Consider the following 18309-nt stretch of genomic DNA (forward strand, 5'->3'; position numbering starts at 1 on the left):
GCCTTCATGTCCCGCTCCCTCGAAATCCTCAACGAAGTCTTCGGTTATCCCGCCTTTAGAGGGCAGCAGGCCGAGATCGTCGAGCATGTCGCGGCGGGCGGCGATTCCCTGGTGCTCATGCCCACGGGCGGCGGCAAGTCGCTGTGCTATCAGATCCCGGCGCTCGTGCGCCACGAAGCGGGCCACGGCGCCGGCATCGTGGTGTCGCCGCTCATCGCGCTCATGCAGGACCAGGTGGCCGCGCTCACCGAAGTGGGCGTACGCGCCGCGTATCTGAATTCCACGCTCACCGGCGCCGAGGCCGCCGCCACCGAGCGCGCGCTGCGCGAGGGCGACATCGATTTGCTCTATGTCGCGCCCGAGCGGCTCATGACGGCGCGCTTTCTCGATCTGCTCGAGCGCGCGCGCATCGGCCTCTTTGCCATCGACGAAGCGCACTGCGTGTCGCAATGGGGGCACGACTTCCGGCCCGAGTACATTCAGCTCTCGATCCTGCACGAGCGTTTCCCCGACGTGCCGCGCATCGCGCTTACCGCCACCGCGGATGCGATCACGCGCGACGAGATCGTGCACCGTCTCGCGCTCGACGACGCGCGCATCTTCGTGTCGAGCTTCGACCGGCCGAATATCCGCTACCGCATCGTCGAGAAGGACAATGCGCGCACGCAACTGCTCGACTTCATCCGCGCGGAGCACACACGCGCCGACGGCACGACCGATGCGGGCGTTGTCTACTGCCTCTCGCGCCGCAAGGTGGAAGAGACCGCGGAGTGGCTGAAGGGGCAGGGCGTACGCGCCTTGCCGTACCACGCCGGCATGGAGTTCGAGGTGCGCCAGAAGCACCAGGAACTCTTCCAGCGAGAGGAAGGCGTGGTCATGTGCGCAACCATTGCGTTCGGCATGGGCATCGACAAGCCGGACGTGCGTTTCGTCGCGCACCTCGACCTGCCCAAGAGCGTGGAAGGCTACTACCAGGAAACCGGCCGGGCGGGCCGCGACGGGCTGGCGGCCAATGCGTGGATGGCCTATGGTCTCGGCGACGTCGTGCAGCAGCGCAAGATGATCGACGAGTCCGACGCCGACGAGCAGCACAAGCGCGTCCAGACCGGCAAGCTCGACGCGCTGCTCGGCCTGTGCGAGACGGCCACATGCCGCCGCGTGCGCCTGCTCGCGTACTTTGGCGAAGCGAGCAAGCCCTGCGGCAACTGCGACACCTGCATCGAGCCGCCGGCCACGTGGGACGCCACGCGCGAGGCGCAGATGGCGCTTTCGTGCGTGTTCCGTGCGCAGCGCGCGAGCGGTTTCAACTTCGGCGCCGGCCACCTGATCGACATTCTGCGCGGCAATCGCAGCGAAAAGATCATGCAGCGCGGGCACGAGAAAATTTCGACGTTCGGCATCGGCTCGGCGCTTTCTGAAGCCGAATGGCGTGCCATTTTTCGGCAACTGGTGGCGTTCGGCTATCTCACCGTCGATCACGACGGCTTTGGCGCGCTCGTGCTCACGGAGGCAAGCAAGCCCGTGCTCAAGGGCGAGCAGCAGGTCACGATGCGCCGCTATGTGAAGCCCACGCGCACCCGCACCTCGTCGAGCCGCACCAGCGAGCGCGCTGATCCGACCCTCGGCATGAGCCCGCGCCAGCGTGCGCGCTGGGAGCGCCTGCGGCTGTGGCGCACCGATACCGCGAAGAGCGAGGGCGTACCCGCCTACGTGATCTTCCACGACGCCACGCTGGCGGAGATCGCCCGCAACGGCCCCGAGTCGGTCGACGAATTGCGCGATATTCCGGGTATCGGCGCCCGCAAGCTCGAGCGCTTCGGCGAGGAGCTGGTCGAGGTCGTCGGCGACGATTGAGCGCGCTGGTGCAGCGGCACATCGCCGCGGCATCGGCATGGTGCGCCCGCTGCGTGTCACGCAACCGCCACATCCTCCGTCGTCCGAAATGTCGCAAGCCGTTGACTCGCTTGGCATTTTCGGAATATCATGCTGGGTTCCGGTTTCTGGGATGCTTGCGTGCGTCGGTTAGTTTGACTAATTCGTCGGCTGGTCAGCGCAAAAAATGCCTGCCATTTTCGGAATCCGGAGTTCGATACGCATGGTTTTCCGCTTTGCCCGGGAATAAATGCGTCGATTTTGTTCAATTTCAGGAATAAACAATGCCAACCATCAATCAACTGGTTCGCAAAGGCCGCACTTCGGAAGTCACGAAGAGCAAGTCGCCGGCCTTGCAGGACTGCCCGCAGCGTCGCGGCGTGTGCACCCGCGTGTACACGACGACGCCGAAGAAGCCGAACTCGGCACTTCGTAAGGTCGCCAAGGTTCGTCTGACGAACGGCTTCGAAGTCATTTCGTACATCGGTGGTGAAGGCCACAACCTGCAAGAGCACTCGGTTGTGCTGATCCGCGGCGGCCGTGTGAAGGACTTGCCGGGTGTGCGTTACCACATGGTTCGCGGCTCGCTGGATACCCAGGGCGTCAAGGATCGTAAGCAGGCTCGTTCGAAGTACGGCGCAAAGCGCGCGAAGGCTGCGAAGTAAGAGTCAAGTGTCGTCGTGCTCGCAAGAGTGCCGGCGATAAAAGCGACAGGTGCCGGATTGGCCGGTGCTGTCGAGTAAGTGGTCACCCGACCAGGCTGGTAAGTCGTGAGATGAATCGGGTTAGTTGGTGGCCGCGGAGCGTTGGGTTTTCTCCACGCTTCAACTGAAAAGTTAAAGGAAGAAACATGCCGCGTCGTCGCGAAGTCCCCAAGCGGGAAGTGTTGCCGGATCCGAAGTTCGGCAACGTTGATGTAGCCAAGTTCATGAACGTGCTGATGCTCTCCGGCAAGAAGTCGGTTGCCGAGCGTATCGTGTACGGCGCTTTCGAACAGATCCAGACCAAGGGTGGCAAGGACCCGCTGGAAGTGTTCACTGTTGCGCTCAACAACGTGAAGCCGGTGGTGGAAGTGAAGAGCCGCCGCGTTGGTGGTGCGAACTATCAGGTTCCGGTCGAAGTGCGCCCCTCGCGTCGTATGGCATTGGCGATGCGTTGGCTGCGTGAAGCCGCGAAGAAGCGTAGCGAGAAGTCGATGGCCCTGCGTCTGGCAGGTGAACTCTCCGAAGCGGCCGAAGGCCGTGGCGGCGCGATGAAGAAGCGCGACGAAGTTCACCGGATGGCAGAAGCGAACAAGGCGTTCTCGCACTTCCGCTTCTAAGAGAAAGCCCCTACCGGGGTTTGCTCAAAAAGCGGAAAAAAATCCGGGCGGGTGCGCTTATCGAGCGCCTCGCCCGTTTGTGTTCAGGCGCGTTGGGTCGAACCCGGCGCGCACCTCCCCATAGAGGATCAAAGTGGCTCGCAAGACTCCTATCGAGCGCTACCGCAATATCGGTATTAGCGCTCACATCGATGCCGGCAAGACGACGACGACCGAGCGCATTCTGTTTTACACCGGCGTGAACCACAAGATTGGTGAAGTTCACGACGGCGCTGCGACCATGGACTGGATGGAGCAGGAGCAGGAGCGTGGCATCACGATTACCTCCGCTGCTACCACCGCGTTCTGGAAGGGCATGGCTGGTAACTATCCGGAACACCGCATCAACATCATCGACACCCCGGGCCACGTCGACTTCACGATTGAAGTCGAGCGCTCGATGCGCGTGCTCGACGGCGCGTGCATGGTTTACTGCGCAGTGGGCGGCGTGCAGCCGCAGTCGGAAACGGTGTGGCGTCAGGCGAACAAGTACAAGGTTCCGCGTCTCGCATTCGTCAACAAGATGGACCGTACCGGCGCGAACTTCTTCAAGGTCTACGACCAGTTGAAGACCCGCCTGAAGGCAAATCCGGTTCCGGTCGTGGTGCCGATCGGTGCGGAAGACACCTTCAAGGGCGTCGTCGATCTGATCAAGATGAAGGCGATCATTTGGGACGAAGCCTCGCAAGGCACGAAGTTCGACTACGTCGACATCCCGGCGGAACTCGCTGACACGTGCAACGAGTGGCGCGAAAAGATGATCGAGTCGGCGGCCGAAGCCAGCGAAGAGCTGATGGAAAAGTACCTCGGCGGCGAAGAGCTGAGCGAAGCGGAAATCGTCAAGGCGATCCGCGACCGGACCATCGCGTGCGAAATCCAGCCGATGCTGTGCGGCACTGCGTTCAAGAACAAGGGCGTGCAGCGCATGCTCGACGCCGTGATCGACTTCCTGCCGTCGCCGGTGGACATTCCCCCGGTCAAGGGTGAGCTCGAAAACGGCGAGACGGCCGAGCGCCGCGCAGCCGACGACGAGAAGTTCGCGGCACTCGCGTTCAAGATCATGACCGACCCGTTCGTCGGCCAACTGATCTTCTTCCGTGCGTACTCGGGCGTCGTCAACTCGGGCGACACGGTGCTGAACTCGACCAAGGGCAAGAAGGAGCGCCTCGGCCGTATTCTGCAGATGCACGCGAACAACCGTGAAGAAATCAAGGAAGTTCGTGCAGGCGACATCGCTGCGGCGGTGGGCCTGAAGGAAGCGACCACGGGCGACACGCTGTGCGACCCGGCGAACCCGATCATTCTGGAACGCATGGTGTTCCCGGAGCCGGTGATTTCGCAGGCCGTCGAGCCGAAGACCAAGCCTGACCAGGAAAAGATGGGTATCGCCCTGAACCGCCTGGCACAGGAAGACCCGTCGTTCCGCGTCCAGACGGACGAAGAATCGGGCCAGACCATCATTTCGGGCATGGGCGAACTCCACCTCGAAATTCTGGTTGACCGCATGAAGCGCGAATTTGGCGTGGAGGCGACCGTCGGCAAGCCGCAGGTTGCATACCGCGAAACGATCCGTGCAACGGCGAAGGACGTGGACGGCAAGTTCGTCAAGCAGTCGGGTGGTCGCGGCCAGTACGGTCACGCGGTCATCACGCTCGAGCCGAACGAGCAGGGCAAGGGCTACGAGTTCCTCGACGAGATCAAGGGTGGTGTGATTCCGCGTGAATACATCCCTGCGGTCGACAAGGGTATCCAGGACACGCTGAAGGCCGGCGTGCTGGCGGGCTTCCCGGTCGTCGACGTCAAGGTTCACCTGACGTTCGGTTCGTACCACGATGTTGACTCGAACGAAAACGCGTTCCGCATGGCCGGTTCGATGGCGTTCAAGGAAGCAATGCGCAAGGCGCAGCCGGTCATCCTCGAACCGATGATGGCCGTCGAAGTCGAAACGCCGGAAGACTACATGGGCAACGTGATGGGCGACCTGTCGGGCCGTCGCGGTATCGTTCAGGGCATGGAAGACATGGTTGGCGGCGGCAAGATCGTTCGCGCCGAAGTGCCGCTCTCGGAAATGTTTGGCTACTCGACGTCGCTGCGCTCGCTCACGCAGGGCCGCGCAACGTACACGATGGAATTCAAGCACTACGCAGAAGCACCGCGTAACGTGGCCGACGCGATCATCAGCGCGAAGGCGAAGTAAGCATCGGCGCAAAAGCGAACCGGGCATTAGCGCCTGGTTCGCATCGCTCAGTCACCGATTCACCACTTTTTTGAAAGAAGAGAAACATGGCAAAAGGTAAATTCGAACGGACCAAGCCGCACGTGAACGTGGGCACGATCGGTCACGTTGACCACGGCAAGACCACGCTGACGGCAGCAATCACGACGGTTCTGACCAAGAAGTTCGGCGGCGAAGCCAAGGCATACGACCAGATCGATGCAGCGCCGGAAGAAAAGGCACGTGGTATTACCATCAACACCGCGCACGTCGAGTACGAAACGGCTAACCGCCACTACGCACACGTCGACTGCCCGGGCCACGCTGACTATGTGAAGAACATGATCACGGGCGCGGCACAGATGGACGGCGCAATCCTGGTGTGCTCGGCCGCTGACGGCCCGATGCCGCAAACGCGTGAGCACATCCTGCTCGCCCGTCAGGTTGGCGTTCCGTACATCATCGTGTTCCTGAACAAGTGCGACATGGTCGACGACGCCGAGCTGCTCGAGCTAGTCGAAATGGAAGTGCGCGAACTTCTGTCGAAGTACGACTTCCCGGGCGACGACACCCCGATCATCAAGGGTTCGGCCAAGCTGGCGCTGGAAGGCGACACGGGCGAGCTGGGTGAAGTGGCGATCATGAACCTGGCCGACGCACTGGACACGTACATCCCGACGCCGGAGCGCGCAGTTGACGGCGCGTTCCTGATGCCGGTGGAAGACGTGTTCTCGATCTCGGGTCGTGGCACGGTGGTGACGGGTCGCGTCGAGCGCGGCATCGTCAAGGTCGGCGAGGAAATCGAAATCGTCGGTATCAAGCCGACGGTGAAGACGACCTGCACGGGCGTGGAAATGTTCCGCAAGCTGCTCGACCAGGGGCAGGCAGGCGACAACGTCGGTATCCTGCTGCGCGGCACGAAGCGTGAAGACGTGGAGCGCGGCCAGGTTCTGGCGAAGCCGGGTTCGATCACGCCGCACACGCACTTCACGGCTGAGGTGTACGTGCTGAGCAAGGACGAAGGCGGCCGTCACACGCCGTTCTTCAACAACTACCGTCCGCAGTTCTACTTCCGTACGACGGACGTGACGGGCTCGATCGAGCTGCCGAAGGATAAGGAAATGGTCATGCCGGGCGACAACGTGTCGATCACGGTGAAGCTGATCGCTCCGATCGCGATGGAAGAAGGTCTGCGCTTCGCAATCCGCGAAGGTGGCCGTACCGTCGGCGCCGGCGTGGTCGCGAAGATCATCGAGTAAATCGGGTAGAATATCCGGCTTGCTGTAAGCAGTAGAAGTTGACGTACTTGGGACCGGCCTGCGGCTCTCCGCCGCAGGCCGGTCCCGCGCTCTTTATATTGTCTGGCGGCGCAAGTCCGCCTCGCTCTTTTCAAGGAATTGCCATGCAGAACCAAAAAATCCGTATTCGCCTGAAGGCTTTCGACTATCGCCTGATCGATCAATCGGCTGCTGAAATCGTCGAAACGGCGAAGCGGACGGGTGCCATCGTTCGCGGTCCGGTGCCGCTGCCGACGCGCATCCAGCGTTTCGACATCCTGCGTTCGCCGCACGTCAACAAGACGTCGCGCGATCAGCTCGAAATCCGTACCCACCTGCGCCTGATGGACATCGTCGACCCGACGGACAAGACCGTTGACGCGCTGATGAAGCTGGACCTGCCGGCTGGCGTGGACGTCGAAATCAAGCTGCAGTAAGAGTCTCGAGCGCGACCGGGATCGCCTGATCGCGCTAAGTCTTTGATTGCTTGCGGGAATCGTGGAAGGACGTTATACTTGACGTCTTTTCGCGCATCTGCGCAAAAAATCGGTGTGTCCCTTTCTGGCCTTTACCCAGAAAACATGCCGGTACTTTGTAAATTAGCCCCGACCAATCGCAGTCGGGAATGGAGAAAACGATGAGCCTTGGACTCGTAGGTCGCAAGGTTGGCATGACGCGTATCTTCACGGCTGACGGGGATTCGATTCCCGTGACCGTGCTGGACGTGTCCGACAACCGCGTGACGCAGATCAAGACTGTAGAAACCGACGGCTACACGGCCGTGCAGGTTACTTTCGGTACTCGCCGCGCATCGCGCGTGACGAAGCCGCTCGCAGGTCATCTCGCCAAAGCTGGCGTTCAAGCCGGTGAAATCCTCAAGGAATTCCAGATCGACGCCGCCAAGGCTGCCGAACTGTCCGCTGGCGCTGTGATCGGTGTGGAACTCTTCACGGAAGGCCAGAAGATCGACGTGCAAGGCACCTCGATCGGTAAGGGCTACGCCGGTACCATCAAGCGTTACAACTTCGCTTCGGGTCGTGCTTCGCACGGTAACTCGCGCTCGCACAATGTGCCGGGCTCGATCGGTATGGCGCAGGATCCGGGTCGTGTGTTCCCGGGTAAGCGCATGACCGGTCACATGGGTGACGAAACCGTAACGGTGCAAAACCTCGAAATCGCCCGTATTGACGCAGAGCGCAAGCTGCTGCTGGTCAAGGGTGCCGTGCCGGGTGCTAAGGGCGGCAAGGTTTTCGTGACGCCGGCCGTCAAGGCGCGCGCCAAGAAAGGAGCGCAATAATGGAACTGAAGCTCCTGAACGCTAATGGTCAAGAAGGTGCTGCAGTCAACGCGTCGGACGTCGTGTTCGGCCGCGACTACAACGAAGCACTGATTCACCAGATCGTTGTCGCCTACCAGGCGAACGCGCGCAGCGGTAACCGCGCGCAGAAGGATCGTGAGCAAGTCAAGCACACCACCAAGAAGCCGTGGCGCCAGAAGGGTACGGGCCGTGCTCGTGCCGGTATGTCGTCGAGCCCGCTGTGGCGTGGCGGTGGTCGCATCTTCCCGAATTCGCCGGAAGAAAACTTCTCGCACAAGGTCAACAAGAAGATGCATCGCGCAGGCCTCTGCTCGATCTTCTCGCAGCTGGCCCGCGAAGGCCGCATCTCGGTCGTCGAAGAGTTCTCGCTCGAAGCGCCCAAGACGAAGCTGCTGGCCGAAAAGTTCAAGGCCATGGGTCTCGAATCCGTGCTGGTCATTACCGACACGGTCGACGAGAACCTGTTCCTGGCGTCGCGCAACCTGCCCCACGTGGCAGTCGTTGAGCCGCGCTTTGCCGACCCGCTCTCGCTGATCTACTTCAAGAAGATCCTGATCACGAAGGCTGCGGTTGCCCAGATCGAGGAGTTGCTGTCATGAGCGAGATTCGCAAGAACGATCATCGTTTGATGCAGGTCCTGCTCGCACCGGTGATCTCCGAAAAGGCGACCCTGGTGGCTGAGAAGAACGAACAAGTCGTCTTCGAAGTCGCGCCGGACGCGAACAAGCAGGAAGTCAAGGCTGCTGTCGAGCTGCTGTTCAAGGTGGAAGTCGAGTCCGTCAACGTGCTGGTCCAGAAGGGCAAAGCCAAGCGCTTTGGCCGCTTCAACGGCAAGCGCAAGGACGTGAAGAAGGCGTACGTCTGCCTGAAGCCCGGCCAGGAAATCAACTTTGAAGCGGAGGCCAAGTAATCATGGCAATCGTGAAAGTTAAGCCGACCTCGCCGGGTCGCCGCGCGATGGTGAAGATCGTCAACAAGGATCTGCACAAGGGCGCGCCGTACGCACCGCTGCTCGAAAAGCAATCCGTGAAGGCGGGCCGTAACAACAACGGTCACATCACCACGCGTCACCAAGGTGGCGGTCACAAGCAGCATTATCGTGTGATCGATTTCCGTCGTACGAAGGATGGCATCCCCGCGAAGGTGGAGCGTCTCGAGTATGACCCGAACCGTAGCGCGAACATTGCGCTGGTTCTTTACGCAGACGGCGAGCGCCGCTACATCATCGCGCCGAAGGGCGTGACGGTTGGCACGCCGCTGATGTCGGGTTCGGAAGCGCCGATCCGTGCAGGCAACACGCTGCCGATCCGCAACATTCCGGTCGGTACGACGATCCACTGCATCGAAATGCTGCCGGGCAAGGGCGCGCAGATCGCGCGTTCGGCTGGCACGTCGGCCATGCTGCTGGCTCGCGAAGGCGTCTACGCGCAGGTTCGTCTGCGTTCGGGCGAAATCCGTCGCGTGCACGTTGAATGCCGTGCAACGATCGGTGAAGTCGGCAACGAAGAGCACAGCCTCCGTCAAATCGGTAAGGCTGGCGCGAACCGCTGGCGCGGTATCCGCCCGACGGTCCGTGGCGTTGCGATGAACCCGGTCGACCACCCGCACGGTGGTGGCGAAGGCAAGACTGCGGCTGGTCGCGACCCGGTGAGCCCGTGGGGCACGCCGGCGAAGGGCTATCGCACCCGCAGCAACAAGCGCACGACGAGCATGATCGTCCAGCGCCGTCACAAGCGTTAAGGAGTAGGCAATGGCACGTTCTATTAAGAAAGGTCCGTTCTGCGACGCCCATTTGCTGAAGAAGGTTGAGGCGGCTGCAGCTACGCGCGACAAAAAACCGATCAAGACCTGGTCGCGTCGTTCGACGATCCTGCCGGACTTCATCGGCCTGACGATCGCCGTGCACAACGGCCGTCAACACGTTCCGGTGTATGTCACGGAAAACATGGTCGGCCACAAGCTTGGCGAGTTCGCACTGACCCGTACGTTCAAGGGTCACGCGGCCGACAAGAAGGCCAAGAAATAAGGGGCAATCAAGATGGAAGTGAAGGCAATTCATCGCGGTGCCCGCATCTCGGCGCAGAAGACGCGTCTTGTGGCTGACCAGATCCGCGGTCTGCCGGTTGACAAGGCACTGAACGTTCTGACGTTCTCGCCGAAGAAAGCGGCTGGCATCGTGAAAAAGGTTGTGCTCTCGGCGATCGCAAACGCGGAACACAACGAAGGCGCCGATATCGACGAGCTCAAGATCAAGAGCATCTACGTCGACAAGGCTGCTTCGCTGAAGCGTTTCACCGCACGCGCAAAGGGTCGCGGTAACCGCATCGAGAAGCAATCCTGTCACATCACTGTGACGGTCGGGAATTAAGGAGCCATACGATGGGACAGAAAATTCATCCGACTGGCTTCCGTTTGGCCGTCAGCCGCAATTGGGCTTCGCGTTGGTACGCGAACAACAACAATTTCGCGGCGATGTTGAAGGAAGACATCGGTGTTCGTGAATACCTGAAGAAGAAGCTGAAGAACGCTTCGGTGGGCCGTGTTGTGATCGAGCGTCCGGCTAAGAACGCTCGCATCACGATTTACAGCTCGCGTCCGGGTGTGGTGATCGGCAAGAAGGGCGAGGACATCGAACTCCTCAAGGCCGAACTCCAGAAGCGCATGGGCGTTCCGGTTCACGTGAACATCGAAGAAATCCGCAAGCCGGAAACCGATGCTCAACTGATCGCTGACTCGATCACGCAGCAGCTCGAGCGCCGCATCATGTTCCGTCGCGCAATGAAGCGCGCGATGCAGAACGCGATGCGTCTGGGTGCCCAAGGCATCAAGATCATGAGCGCCGGCCGTCTGAACGGTATCGAAATCGCACGTACCGAGTGGTACCGCGAAGGTCGAGTGCCGCTTCACACGCTGCGTGCTGACATCGACTACGCAACCTCGGAAGCGAAGACGACGTACGGCATCATCGGCGTGAAGGTTTGGGTCTACAAGGGCGACACGCTCGGCCGCAACGACGCACCGGTGGTGGAAGAAGTCGCCGAAGAAAAGCGTCCGCGCCGCAATGCGCGTCCGGGCGATCGTCGTCCGCGCCGTGATGGTGAAGGCGCACCGGGTGCCCGTCGTGGCGCACCGCGTCGCGGCGACGGCAAGAGTGGAGAATAACGATGCTGCAACCGAAACGCAGGAAGTATCGCAAAGAGCAGAAGGGTCGTAACACCGGTATCGCAACGCGCGGCAACGCGGTTTCGTTCGGTGAATACGGTCTGAAGGCTATCGGTCGTGGTCGCCTGACCGCGCGTCAGATTGAAGCGGCGCGTCGTGCAATGACGCGTCACATCAAGCGTGGCGGCCGCATCTGGATCCGTATCTTCCCGGACAAGCCGATTTCGCAAAAGCCGGCGGAAGTGCGTATGGGTAACGGTAAGGGTAACCCTGAGTACTACGTCGCTGAGATCCAGCCGGGCAAGATGCTGTACGAAATGGATGGTGTGTCCGAAGAACTGGCCCGTGAAGCCTTCCGTCTGGCTGCAGCCAAGCTGCCGCTGAAGACGGTCTTCATGGTTCGCCAACTCGGCGCCTAAGGAGTGAATGATGAAGGCTTCTGAACTTCACCAGAAAGACAAGGCCGCGCTCAACCAAGAGCTGTCGGACCTCTTGAAGGCGCAATTCGGCCTGCGCATGCAACTCGCGACCCAGCAGCTCACGAACACGAGCCAGCTGAAGAAGGTTCGTCGCGACATCGCACGTGTGCGGACCGTCCTGACTGAGAAGGCGAACCAGAAATGAACGAAAGCGTGAAAACCTCGCTTAAGCGGACGCTGGTCGGCAAGGTCGTCAGCAACAAGATGGACAAGACGGTCACCGTCTTGGTCGAGCGCCGCGTCAAGCACCCGATCTACGGCAAGTACGTTGTGCAGTCGAAGAAGTACCACGCTCACGACGAATCGAACACGTACAACGAGGGTGACCTCGTTGAAATCCAGGAAACTCGTCCGATTTCGAAGACGAAGGCTTGGACCGTGTCGAAGCTGATCGAAGCAGCACGCGTCATCTAAGAGCCGTTTCAGATGATGCAGTACCCCGGGGCCTCCCCGGGGTAGAGAAGTTGTTGAAATCGCTAAAGATTTCGCTTGCGAGACCAAGATTATCGAGTTATAGTCTTGGTCTTCCCTCTTTATGAGGCTCGTTGTTGGCAAAGCAGCGGGCAAAGTAGTGGGGGAGGTGGTTCGGGCGCCAGTCCGGATCTGCAAGATTCACCGGAATGCGATGGCCGGTTTCGTTTGCCGTCGCTGCTGTTCTAACCCAAGCAGCTGAGCGGTCGTTCTAGTGGCGGCGCGGCTGACGGGACCAAGACTGACCGGATGTGCCATGGTGGTGCAACCGGATTAAGTTGGGAAAGATAAACCATGATCCAGACCGAAACTCGGCTTGAAGTAGCCGACAACACGGGTGCGCGTGAAGTCATGTGCATCAAGGTGCTCGGCGGCTCGAAGCGTCGTTATGCCAGCATTGGCGACATCATCAAGGTGAGCGTCAAGGAAGCAACGCCGCGCGGGCGCGTGAAAAAGGGCGAAATCTACAACGCTGTTGTAGTTCGCACCGCCAAGGGCGTGCGCCGTCAAGACGGCTCGCTGATCAAGTTCGATGGCAACGCCGCCGTGCTTTTGAATACCAAGCTTGAGCCGATCGGCACCCGCATTTTCGGGCCGGTTACGCGTGAGCTGCGTAGCGAACGATTCATGAAGATCGTTTCGCTGGCGCCGGAAGTGCTGTAAGGAGTCGCGATGAACAAGATTCGCAAGGGTGACGAAGTTATCGTCGTTACCGGCAAAGACAAGGGCAAGCGCGGTGTTGTGGTGGCCATCGGCGAAGAGCGCGTGACTGTCGAAGGCATCAACATTGCTAAAAAGCATGTGAAGCCGAACCCCATGAAGGGTACGACGGGTGGCGTGGAAGCCAAGGCAATGCCGCTGGCTATCTCGAACGTCGCATTGGTCGACGCGAACGGCAAGCCGTCGCGCGTGGGCATCAAGGTCGAAGGGGACAAGAAGGTTCGTTTCCTGAAGACGACCGGTGCTGTCCTGAGCGCCTGACGCTGCGGAGTAAAAAATGGCACGTTTGCAAGAATTTTATAAAGAGAAGGTCGTTCCCGGCCTGATCGAGAAGTTCGGTTACAAGTCGGTCATGGAAGTGCCGCGCCTCACCAAGATCACCCTGAACATGGGTGTTGGTGAAGCCGTCGCTGACAAGAAGGTCCTCGAGCACGCCATTGGCGACCTCACGAAGATCGCCGGCCAGAAGCCTGTCGTGACGAAGTCGCGCAAGGCAATCGCCGGCTTCAAGATCCGCGAAGGTTACCCGATCGGCACGATGGTCACGCTGCGTGGCCAGGCAATGTACGAATTCCTGGACCGTTTCGTGACGGTTGCGCTGCCCCGCGTGCGCGACTTCCGTGGCGTGTCGGGCAAGGCGTTCGACGGCCGTGGTAACTACAACATCGGTGTGAAAGAGCAGATCATTTTCCCCGAAATCGACTACGACAAGATCGACGCGCTGCGTGGGCTGAACATCAGCATCACGACGACCGCGAAGACCGACGAAGAAGCAAAGGCACTGCTCGCCGGCTTCAAGTTCCCGTTCAGAAACTGAGGTTACCGTGGCTAAACTGGCACTGATTGAACGTGAAAAGAAGCGCGCTCGTCTGGCAGCGAAGTTCGCGCCGAAGCGCGCAGCGCTGAAGGCGATCATCGACGACCAAGGCAAGTCGGAAGAAGAGCGTTACGCAGCTCGCCTCGAACTGCAACAACTGCCGCGCAACTCGAACCCCACCCGCAAGCGTAACCGCTGTGCGATCACGGGTCGTCCGCGTGGTACGTTCCGCAAATTCGGTCTCGCACGTAACAAGATTCGTGAAATCGCGTTCCGTGGTGAGATCCCTGGCATCACCAAGGCGAGCTGGTAATAGGAGAAACATAAATGAGCATGAGTGATCCTATCGCCGATATGCTGACTCGCATCCGCAATGCGCAGATGGTCGAGAAGGTTTCGGTTGCTATGCCCTCGTCGAAAGTGAAGATTGCCATTGCGCAGGTTCTGAAGGACGAAGGTTATATCGACGACTTCGCGGTGAAGACCGAAGGTGCGAAGTCGGAATTGAACATCGCGTTGAAGTACTACGCTGGCCGTCCCGTTATCGAGCGCATCGAACGCGTTTCGAAGCCGGGCCTGCGCGTGTACCGCGGCCGCAACGACATCCCGCAGGTCATGAATGGCCTGGGCGTTGCGATCGTGTCGACGCCCAAGGGTGTGATGACGGACCGCAAGGCGCGCGCTACTGGCGTCGGCGGCGAAGTTATCTGCTACGTCGCTTAAGACCTAAGGAGAAGAAACATGTCTCGAGTAGGTAAGAGCCCGGTCGCGCTGCAAGGCGCAGAAGCGACGCTCAGCGACGAGAAGATTACCGTCAAGGGCGCGCTGGGTACGATTTCGCAAGCTGCGAACCGCCTCGTGAAGGTGGTGAACGAAGACGGCGTGCTCAAGTTTGAGCCGACGGACGACAGCCGCGAAGCCAATGCGATGTCGGGCACGATGCGCGCGATCGTCGCGAACATGGTGCAAGGCGTGACGAAGGGTTTCGAGCGCAAGCTGACGCTGGTTGGCGTCGGTTACCGTGCTCAAGCGCAAGGCGACAAGCTGAACCTGTCGCTGGGTTTCTCGCACCCCGTGGTGCACCAGATGCCCGAAGGCGTCAAGGCTGAAACCCCGTCGCAAACGGAAATCGTGATCAAGGGGATCGACAAGCAGAAAGTTGGCCAGACCGCTGCCGAAGTGCGCGGTTATCGCCCGCCGGAGCCCTACAAGGGCAAGGGTGTGCGTTACGCCAACGAGGTTGTGATCCTCAAAGAAACGAAGAAGAAGTAAGGGTGCGCAATCATGGATAAGACTCAATCTCGCCTGCGCCGCGCTCGTCAGACGCGTCTCAAGATCGCTGAGCTGCAGGTCGCGCGTCTGGCCGTGCATCGCACGAACACGCACATTTATGCGCAAGTGTTCTCGCCCTGCGGCACCAAGGTGCTGGCCAGCGCATCGACGCTTGAAGCCGAAGTGCGTGCGCAACTGGCTGACCAGTCGGGCAAGGGCGGCAACGTCGCCGCTGCCTCGCTGATCGGCAAGCGTATTGCAGAAAAGGCTAAGGCCGCCGGCATCGAATCCGTCGCCTTTGACCGCTCGGGTTTCCGCTATCACGGCCGCGTCAAGGCGCTGGCTGATGCTGCGCGCGAAGCCGGGCTCAAGTTCTAAGGAAGGAATTCGTCATGGCAAAGATGCAAGCGAAAGTTCAGGCTGACGAACGCGACGACGGCCTTCGCGAAAAAATGATTTCGGTCAACCGCGTGACCAAGGTCGTGAAGGGTGGCCGTATTCTCGGCTTCGCCGCACTGACCGTGGTTGGCGATGGTGATGGCCGCGTCGGTATGGGCAAGGGCAAGTCGAAGGAAGTGCCCGTTGCTGTCCAGAAGGCGATGGAACAAGCGCGTCGCAACATGTTCAAGGTGCCCCTGAAGAACGGCACCCTGCAACACGAAGTGCACGGCAAGCATGGCGCATCGGTCGTCCTCCTCGCCCCGGCGAAGGCAGGTACGGGCGTGATCGCCGGCGGCCCGATGCGCGCAGTGTTCGACGTGATGGGCGTGCAGAACGTCGTGGCCAAGAGCCACGGTTCGACGAATCCGTACAACCTCGTTCGTGCAACGCTGGACGGTCTGCGCAAGCAGTCGACCCCGGCCGACATCGCGGCGAAGCGCGGCAAGTCCGTCGAAGACATTCTGGGCTAAGGGTGGGAACCATGTCTGAAAAAACTGTCAAGGTTCAGCTCGTCAAGAGCCTGATTGGGACCCGCGAATCGCACCGTGCCACCGTGCGCGGTCTCGGCCTGCGTCGCCTGAACTCGGTTTCCGAGCTGCAGGACACGCCGGCAGTGCGCGGCATGATCAACAAGGTCTCGTACCTCGTCAAGGTCATCGCTTAAGCGCACTCGGACCAAAAGACTCCAGGAGTTGAAAATGGAATTGAATAACCTGAAGCCGGCAGAAGGCGCGAAGCACGCAAAGCGTCGCGTCGGTCGCGGCATCGGCTCTGGCCTCGGCAAGACCGCTGGCCGTGGTCACAAGGGTCAGAAATCGCGTTCGGGCGGCTTCCACAAAGTCGGCTTCGAAGGCGGCCAAATGCCGCTGCAGCGTCGTCTGCCCAAGCGTGGCTTCACCTCGCTGACGAAGGAATTCGTTGGTGAAGTGCGCCTCGCGGACATCGAGAAGCTGCCGGTCGACGAAATCGATCTGCTGGCTCTCAAGCAGGCAGGCCTCGTTGGCGAAATGACCCGCAGCGCAAAGATCATCGCTACTGGCGAGATCAAGCGCAAGGTCGTGGTCAAGGGCCTGGGTGCGACGAAGAATGCGCGTGCTGCGATCGAAGCAGCAGGCGGTTCTTTTGCCGAGTGATTGTGGGTGGTGCGTGCGGGCTTGCCCGCCGTCACTAACATCTGCATCGGAGAAGCTACTTGGCTAACAGCCCGAGTCTCGCAAAAACCGGTCGCAGCGCTCCAAAGTTCGGCGACCTGCGCCGGCGTGCAATGTTCTTGCTGCTGGCGTTGGTCGTTTATCGCATCGGAGCGCACATTCCGGTTCCCGGTATCGACCCGGACCAACTGGCGAAGCTCTTCCAGAGCCAGTCAGGCGGCATCCTGGGCATGTTCAACATGTTCTCGGGTGGCGCGCTGTCTCGCTTCACGATCTTCGCGCTGGGTGTGATGCCGTATATCTCGGCGTCGATCATCTTGCAGCTGATGGCGATCGTCTCGCCGCAGCTCGAGGCGCTGAAGAAGGAAGGGCAGGCTGGACAACGCAAGATCACGCAGTACACGCGGGTCTTCACGGTGGTGCTGGCAACCTTTCAGGCTTTCGGCATCGCGGTCGCGCTGGAAAATCAGCCTGGCCTCGTGATCGATCCGGGCATGGTGTTCCGCCTGACGACGGTGGTGACGCTGGTGACGGGCACGATGTTCTTGATGTGGCTTGGTGAGCAGATCACGGAACGCGGGCTTGGCAACGGCATTTCGATCATCATCTTCGGCGGGATCGCAGCGGGTTTCCCGAATGCGATTGGTGGTCTCTTCGAACTGGTTCGCACCGGCTCGATGGGTCCCATCTCGGCGATCATCATCGTGGTGCTGATCGCAGCCGTGACGTACCTGGTGGTGTTCATCGAACGCGGCCAGCGCAAGATCCTCGTGAACTATGCGAAGCGTCAGGTTGGCAACAAGATTTACGGTGGGCAGTCGTCGCACCTGCCGCTCAAGCTGAACATGTCGGGCGTGATTCCGCCGATCTTCGCATCGTCGATCATCTTGTTCCCGGCAACCATCCTGAACTGGTTCAGTTCGGGGTCGCGGACCGGCTGGTTCGCGGACACGCTGCACAACGTGGCCGAAGCTCTCAAGCCGGGCCAGCCTGTGTACGTGTTGCTGTACGCGTTGGCGATCGTTTTCTTCTGCTTCTTCTACACCGCTTTGGTGTTCAACAGCAGGGAAACGGCTGACAACCTGAAAAAGAGTGGCGCGTTCGTACCTGGCATCCGCCCGGGCGATCAGACGGCTCGCTATATCGACCGCATCCTCACGCGTCTGACGCTGGCCGGTGCGATCTATATCGTGTTCGTTTGCCTGCTGCCCGAGTTTCTGGTGCTGCGCTGGAATGTGCCGTTTTATTTTGGTGGTACGTCGCTGCTGATCATTGTCGTCGTCACAATGGACTTCATGGCGCAGGTGCAGTCGTACGTGATGTCGCAACAATATGAATCGCTGCTCAAGAAGGCCAACTTCAAGGGCGGCGGCGTCCCGATGCGTTGAAAGGACCTATGGCCAAAGACGATGTAATCCAGATGCAGGGTGAGGTGATCGAAAACCTCCCCAACGCAACCTTCCGGGTGAAGCTGGAAAACGGCCATGTCGTTCTCGGGCATATTTCCGGAAAAATGCGGATGCACTACATCCGCATTCTCCCGGGCGACAAGGTGACGGTAGAGTTGACGCCTTACGATCTGTCGCGTGCGCGGATCGTGTTCCGGGCGAAGTGATTTAGAAAAAGGGTAATATCATGAAAGTGATGGCATCGGTAAAGCGCATTTGCCGCAACTGCAAAATCATCAAGCGCAACGGCGTCGTTCGCGTGATCTGCAGCTCGGACCCGCGCCACAAGCAGCGTCAAGGCTGATT

At 60.1% G+C, this 18309-nt stretch carries 29 protein-coding genes; all 29 read left to right on the plus strand.

Translation table 11 applies throughout. The features are described from left to right. The first annotated feature begins 6 nt into the window (after positions 1 to 6). The 29 genes from recQ (at position 7) to rpmJ (ending at position 18307) form a co-directional block, all read left to right on the plus strand. On the plus strand, positions 7 to 1854 hold the full coding sequence (recQ, locus tag HV773_RS15085; protein ID WP_129563005.1) for a DNA helicase RecQ: 1848 nt from the start codon (positions 7 to 9) through the stop codon (positions 1852 to 1854). Positions 1855 to 2156: 302 nt separating this feature from the next. After that, positions 2157 to 2537 carry a 30S ribosomal protein S12 gene (gene rpsL / locus HV773_RS15090; protein ID WP_027821136.1) on the plus strand — a complete coding sequence of 127 codons (381 nt, stop codon included), beginning with the start codon at positions 2157 to 2159 and terminating at the stop codon, positions 2535 to 2537. A gap of 185 nt (positions 2538 to 2722) precedes the next feature. Next, positions 2723 to 3193 (plus strand): 30S ribosomal protein S7, encoded by a 471-nt coding sequence (rpsG, locus tag HV773_RS15095; RefSeq protein WP_006053291.1) that lies wholly within the window; start codon positions 2723 to 2725, stop codon positions 3191 to 3193. 133 nt (positions 3194 to 3326) lie between these two features. Continuing rightward, positions 3327 to 5429: an elongation factor G gene (gene fusA, locus HV773_RS15100; protein WP_129563003.1), complete on the plus strand. Its 2103-nt coding sequence runs from the start codon at positions 3327 to 3329 to the stop codon at positions 5427 to 5429. 86 nt (positions 5430 to 5515) lie between these two features. Beyond that, positions 5516 to 6706 (plus strand): elongation factor Tu, encoded by a 1191-nt coding sequence (tuf, locus tag HV773_RS15105; RefSeq protein ID WP_129563002.1) that lies wholly within the window; start codon positions 5516 to 5518, stop codon positions 6704 to 6706. 143 nt (positions 6707 to 6849) lie between these two features. Then, on the plus strand, positions 6850 to 7161 hold the full coding sequence (rpsJ, locus tag HV773_RS15110; RefSeq protein ID WP_027819357.1) for a 30S ribosomal protein S10: 312 nt from the start codon (positions 6850 to 6852) through the stop codon (positions 7159 to 7161). Between the two features lie 200 nt (positions 7162 to 7361). Beyond that, positions 7362 to 8021 (plus strand): 50S ribosomal protein L3, encoded by a 660-nt coding sequence (gene rplC, locus HV773_RS15115; protein ID WP_129563001.1) that lies wholly within the window; start codon positions 7362 to 7364, stop codon positions 8019 to 8021. Further along, positions 8021 to 8641, plus strand: coding sequence for a 50S ribosomal protein L4 (rplD, locus tag HV773_RS15120; RefSeq protein ID WP_129563000.1), 621 nt, complete (start codon positions 8021 to 8023; stop codon positions 8639 to 8641). Before rplC ends, rplD begins: the two co-directional genes overlap by 1 nt. Continuing rightward, positions 8638 to 8952, plus strand: coding sequence for a 50S ribosomal protein L23 (rplW, locus tag HV773_RS15125; protein WP_028206513.1), 315 nt, complete (start codon positions 8638 to 8640; stop codon positions 8950 to 8952). Before rplD ends, rplW begins: the two co-directional genes overlap by 4 nt. A gap of 2 nt (positions 8953 to 8954) precedes the next feature. Continuing rightward, on the plus strand, positions 8955 to 9782 hold the full coding sequence (rplB, locus tag HV773_RS15130; protein WP_129562999.1) for a 50S ribosomal protein L2: 828 nt from the start codon (positions 8955 to 8957) through the stop codon (positions 9780 to 9782). Positions 9783 to 9792: 10 nt separating this feature from the next. Next, the gene (gene rpsS / locus HV773_RS15135; RefSeq protein ID WP_027797286.1) at positions 9793 to 10068 is read left to right on the plus strand and encodes a 30S ribosomal protein S19; all 276 of its coding nucleotides are present in this window, start codon (positions 9793 to 9795) and stop codon (positions 10066 to 10068) included. Positions 10069 to 10080: 12 nt separating this feature from the next. Beyond that, positions 10081 to 10410: a 50S ribosomal protein L22 gene (gene rplV, locus HV773_RS15140; RefSeq protein WP_004199272.1), complete on the plus strand. Its 330-nt coding sequence runs from the start codon at positions 10081 to 10083 to the stop codon at positions 10408 to 10410. A gap of 11 nt (positions 10411 to 10421) precedes the next feature. Continuing rightward, on the plus strand, positions 10422 to 11204 hold the full coding sequence (rpsC, locus tag HV773_RS15145) for a 30S ribosomal protein S3 (RefSeq protein WP_129562998.1): 783 nt from the start codon (positions 10422 to 10424) through the stop codon (positions 11202 to 11204). A 2-nt stretch (positions 11205 to 11206) separates the two neighbouring features. Then, positions 11207 to 11623, plus strand: coding sequence for a 50S ribosomal protein L16 (gene rplP / locus HV773_RS15150; protein WP_042269753.1), 417 nt, complete (start codon positions 11207 to 11209; stop codon positions 11621 to 11623). A gap of 10 nt (positions 11624 to 11633) precedes the next feature. Beyond that, the gene (gene rpmC, locus HV773_RS15155) at positions 11634 to 11828 is read left to right on the plus strand and encodes a 50S ribosomal protein L29 (protein ID WP_028228156.1); all 195 of its coding nucleotides are present in this window, start codon (positions 11634 to 11636) and stop codon (positions 11826 to 11828) included. Then, positions 11825 to 12097 carry a 30S ribosomal protein S17 gene (rpsQ, locus tag HV773_RS15160; RefSeq protein WP_027797289.1) on the plus strand — a complete coding sequence of 91 codons (273 nt, stop codon included), beginning with the start codon at positions 11825 to 11827 and terminating at the stop codon, positions 12095 to 12097. The genes rpmC and rpsQ overlap by 4 nt, the downstream gene beginning before the upstream one ends. Before the next feature lie 351 nt (positions 12098 to 12448). Beyond that, entirely contained in the window at positions 12449 to 12817 is a 369-nt protein-coding gene (gene rplN, locus HV773_RS15165; protein ID WP_028213345.1) for a 50S ribosomal protein L14, read from the plus strand. A gap of 9 nt (positions 12818 to 12826) precedes the next feature. Beyond that, positions 12827 to 13135 carry a 50S ribosomal protein L24 gene (gene rplX, locus HV773_RS15170; RefSeq protein WP_027819348.1) on the plus strand — a complete coding sequence of 103 codons (309 nt, stop codon included), beginning with the start codon at positions 12827 to 12829 and terminating at the stop codon, positions 13133 to 13135. 16 nt (positions 13136 to 13151) lie between these two features. After that, a complete protein-coding gene (gene rplE, locus HV773_RS15175; RefSeq protein ID WP_129562997.1) occupies positions 13152 to 13691 on the plus strand; it encodes a 50S ribosomal protein L5 in 540 nt (179 codons plus the stop codon). A gap of 7 nt (positions 13692 to 13698) precedes the next feature. Next, complete coding sequence (rpsN, locus tag HV773_RS15180; RefSeq protein WP_028222620.1) at positions 13699 to 14004, plus strand: 30S ribosomal protein S14; 306 nt, start codon at positions 13699 to 13701, stop codon at positions 14002 to 14004. Positions 14005 to 14018: 14 nt separating this feature from the next. Beyond that, on the plus strand, positions 14019 to 14414 hold the full coding sequence (gene rpsH / locus HV773_RS15185) for a 30S ribosomal protein S8 (protein WP_027819345.1): 396 nt from the start codon (positions 14019 to 14021) through the stop codon (positions 14412 to 14414). An 18-nt stretch (positions 14415 to 14432) separates the two neighbouring features. After that, entirely contained in the window at positions 14433 to 14963 is a 531-nt protein-coding gene (gene rplF / locus HV773_RS15190; RefSeq protein WP_027819344.1) for a 50S ribosomal protein L6, read from the plus strand. 12 nt (positions 14964 to 14975) lie between these two features. Further along, complete coding sequence (gene rplR / locus HV773_RS15195) at positions 14976 to 15341, plus strand: 50S ribosomal protein L18 (protein ID WP_027819343.1); 366 nt, start codon at positions 14976 to 14978, stop codon at positions 15339 to 15341. Positions 15342 to 15355: 14 nt separating this feature from the next. After that, positions 15356 to 15874 carry a 30S ribosomal protein S5 gene (gene rpsE, locus HV773_RS15200; RefSeq protein WP_028206522.1) on the plus strand — a complete coding sequence of 173 codons (519 nt, stop codon included), beginning with the start codon at positions 15356 to 15358 and terminating at the stop codon, positions 15872 to 15874. 11 nt (positions 15875 to 15885) lie between these two features. After that, the gene (gene rpmD / locus HV773_RS15205) at positions 15886 to 16068 is read left to right on the plus strand and encodes a 50S ribosomal protein L30 (RefSeq protein WP_006400644.1); all 183 of its coding nucleotides are present in this window, start codon (positions 15886 to 15888) and stop codon (positions 16066 to 16068) included. 34 nt (positions 16069 to 16102) lie between these two features. Next, positions 16103 to 16537: a 50S ribosomal protein L15 gene (gene rplO, locus HV773_RS15210; RefSeq protein ID WP_028222618.1), complete on the plus strand. Its 435-nt coding sequence runs from the start codon at positions 16103 to 16105 to the stop codon at positions 16535 to 16537. A gap of 59 nt (positions 16538 to 16596) precedes the next feature. After that, positions 16597 to 17943, plus strand: coding sequence for a preprotein translocase subunit SecY (gene secY, locus HV773_RS15215; RefSeq protein WP_129562996.1), 1347 nt, complete (start codon positions 16597 to 16599; stop codon positions 17941 to 17943). A gap of 8 nt (positions 17944 to 17951) precedes the next feature. Then, a complete protein-coding gene (gene infA / locus HV773_RS15220; RefSeq protein ID WP_004521905.1) occupies positions 17952 to 18170 on the plus strand; it encodes a translation initiation factor IF-1 in 219 nt (72 codons plus the stop codon). Positions 18171 to 18190: 20 nt separating this feature from the next. Further along, complete coding sequence (gene rpmJ / locus HV773_RS15225; RefSeq protein ID WP_027819338.1) at positions 18191 to 18307, plus strand: 50S ribosomal protein L36; 117 nt, start codon at positions 18191 to 18193, stop codon at positions 18305 to 18307. Positions 18308 to 18309 lie beyond the last annotated feature (2 nt).

This window comes from Paraburkholderia caffeinitolerans (assembly GCF_902859945.1).
Lineage (GTDB): Bacteria > Pseudomonadota > Gammaproteobacteria > Burkholderiales > Burkholderiaceae > Paraburkholderia > Paraburkholderia caffeinitolerans.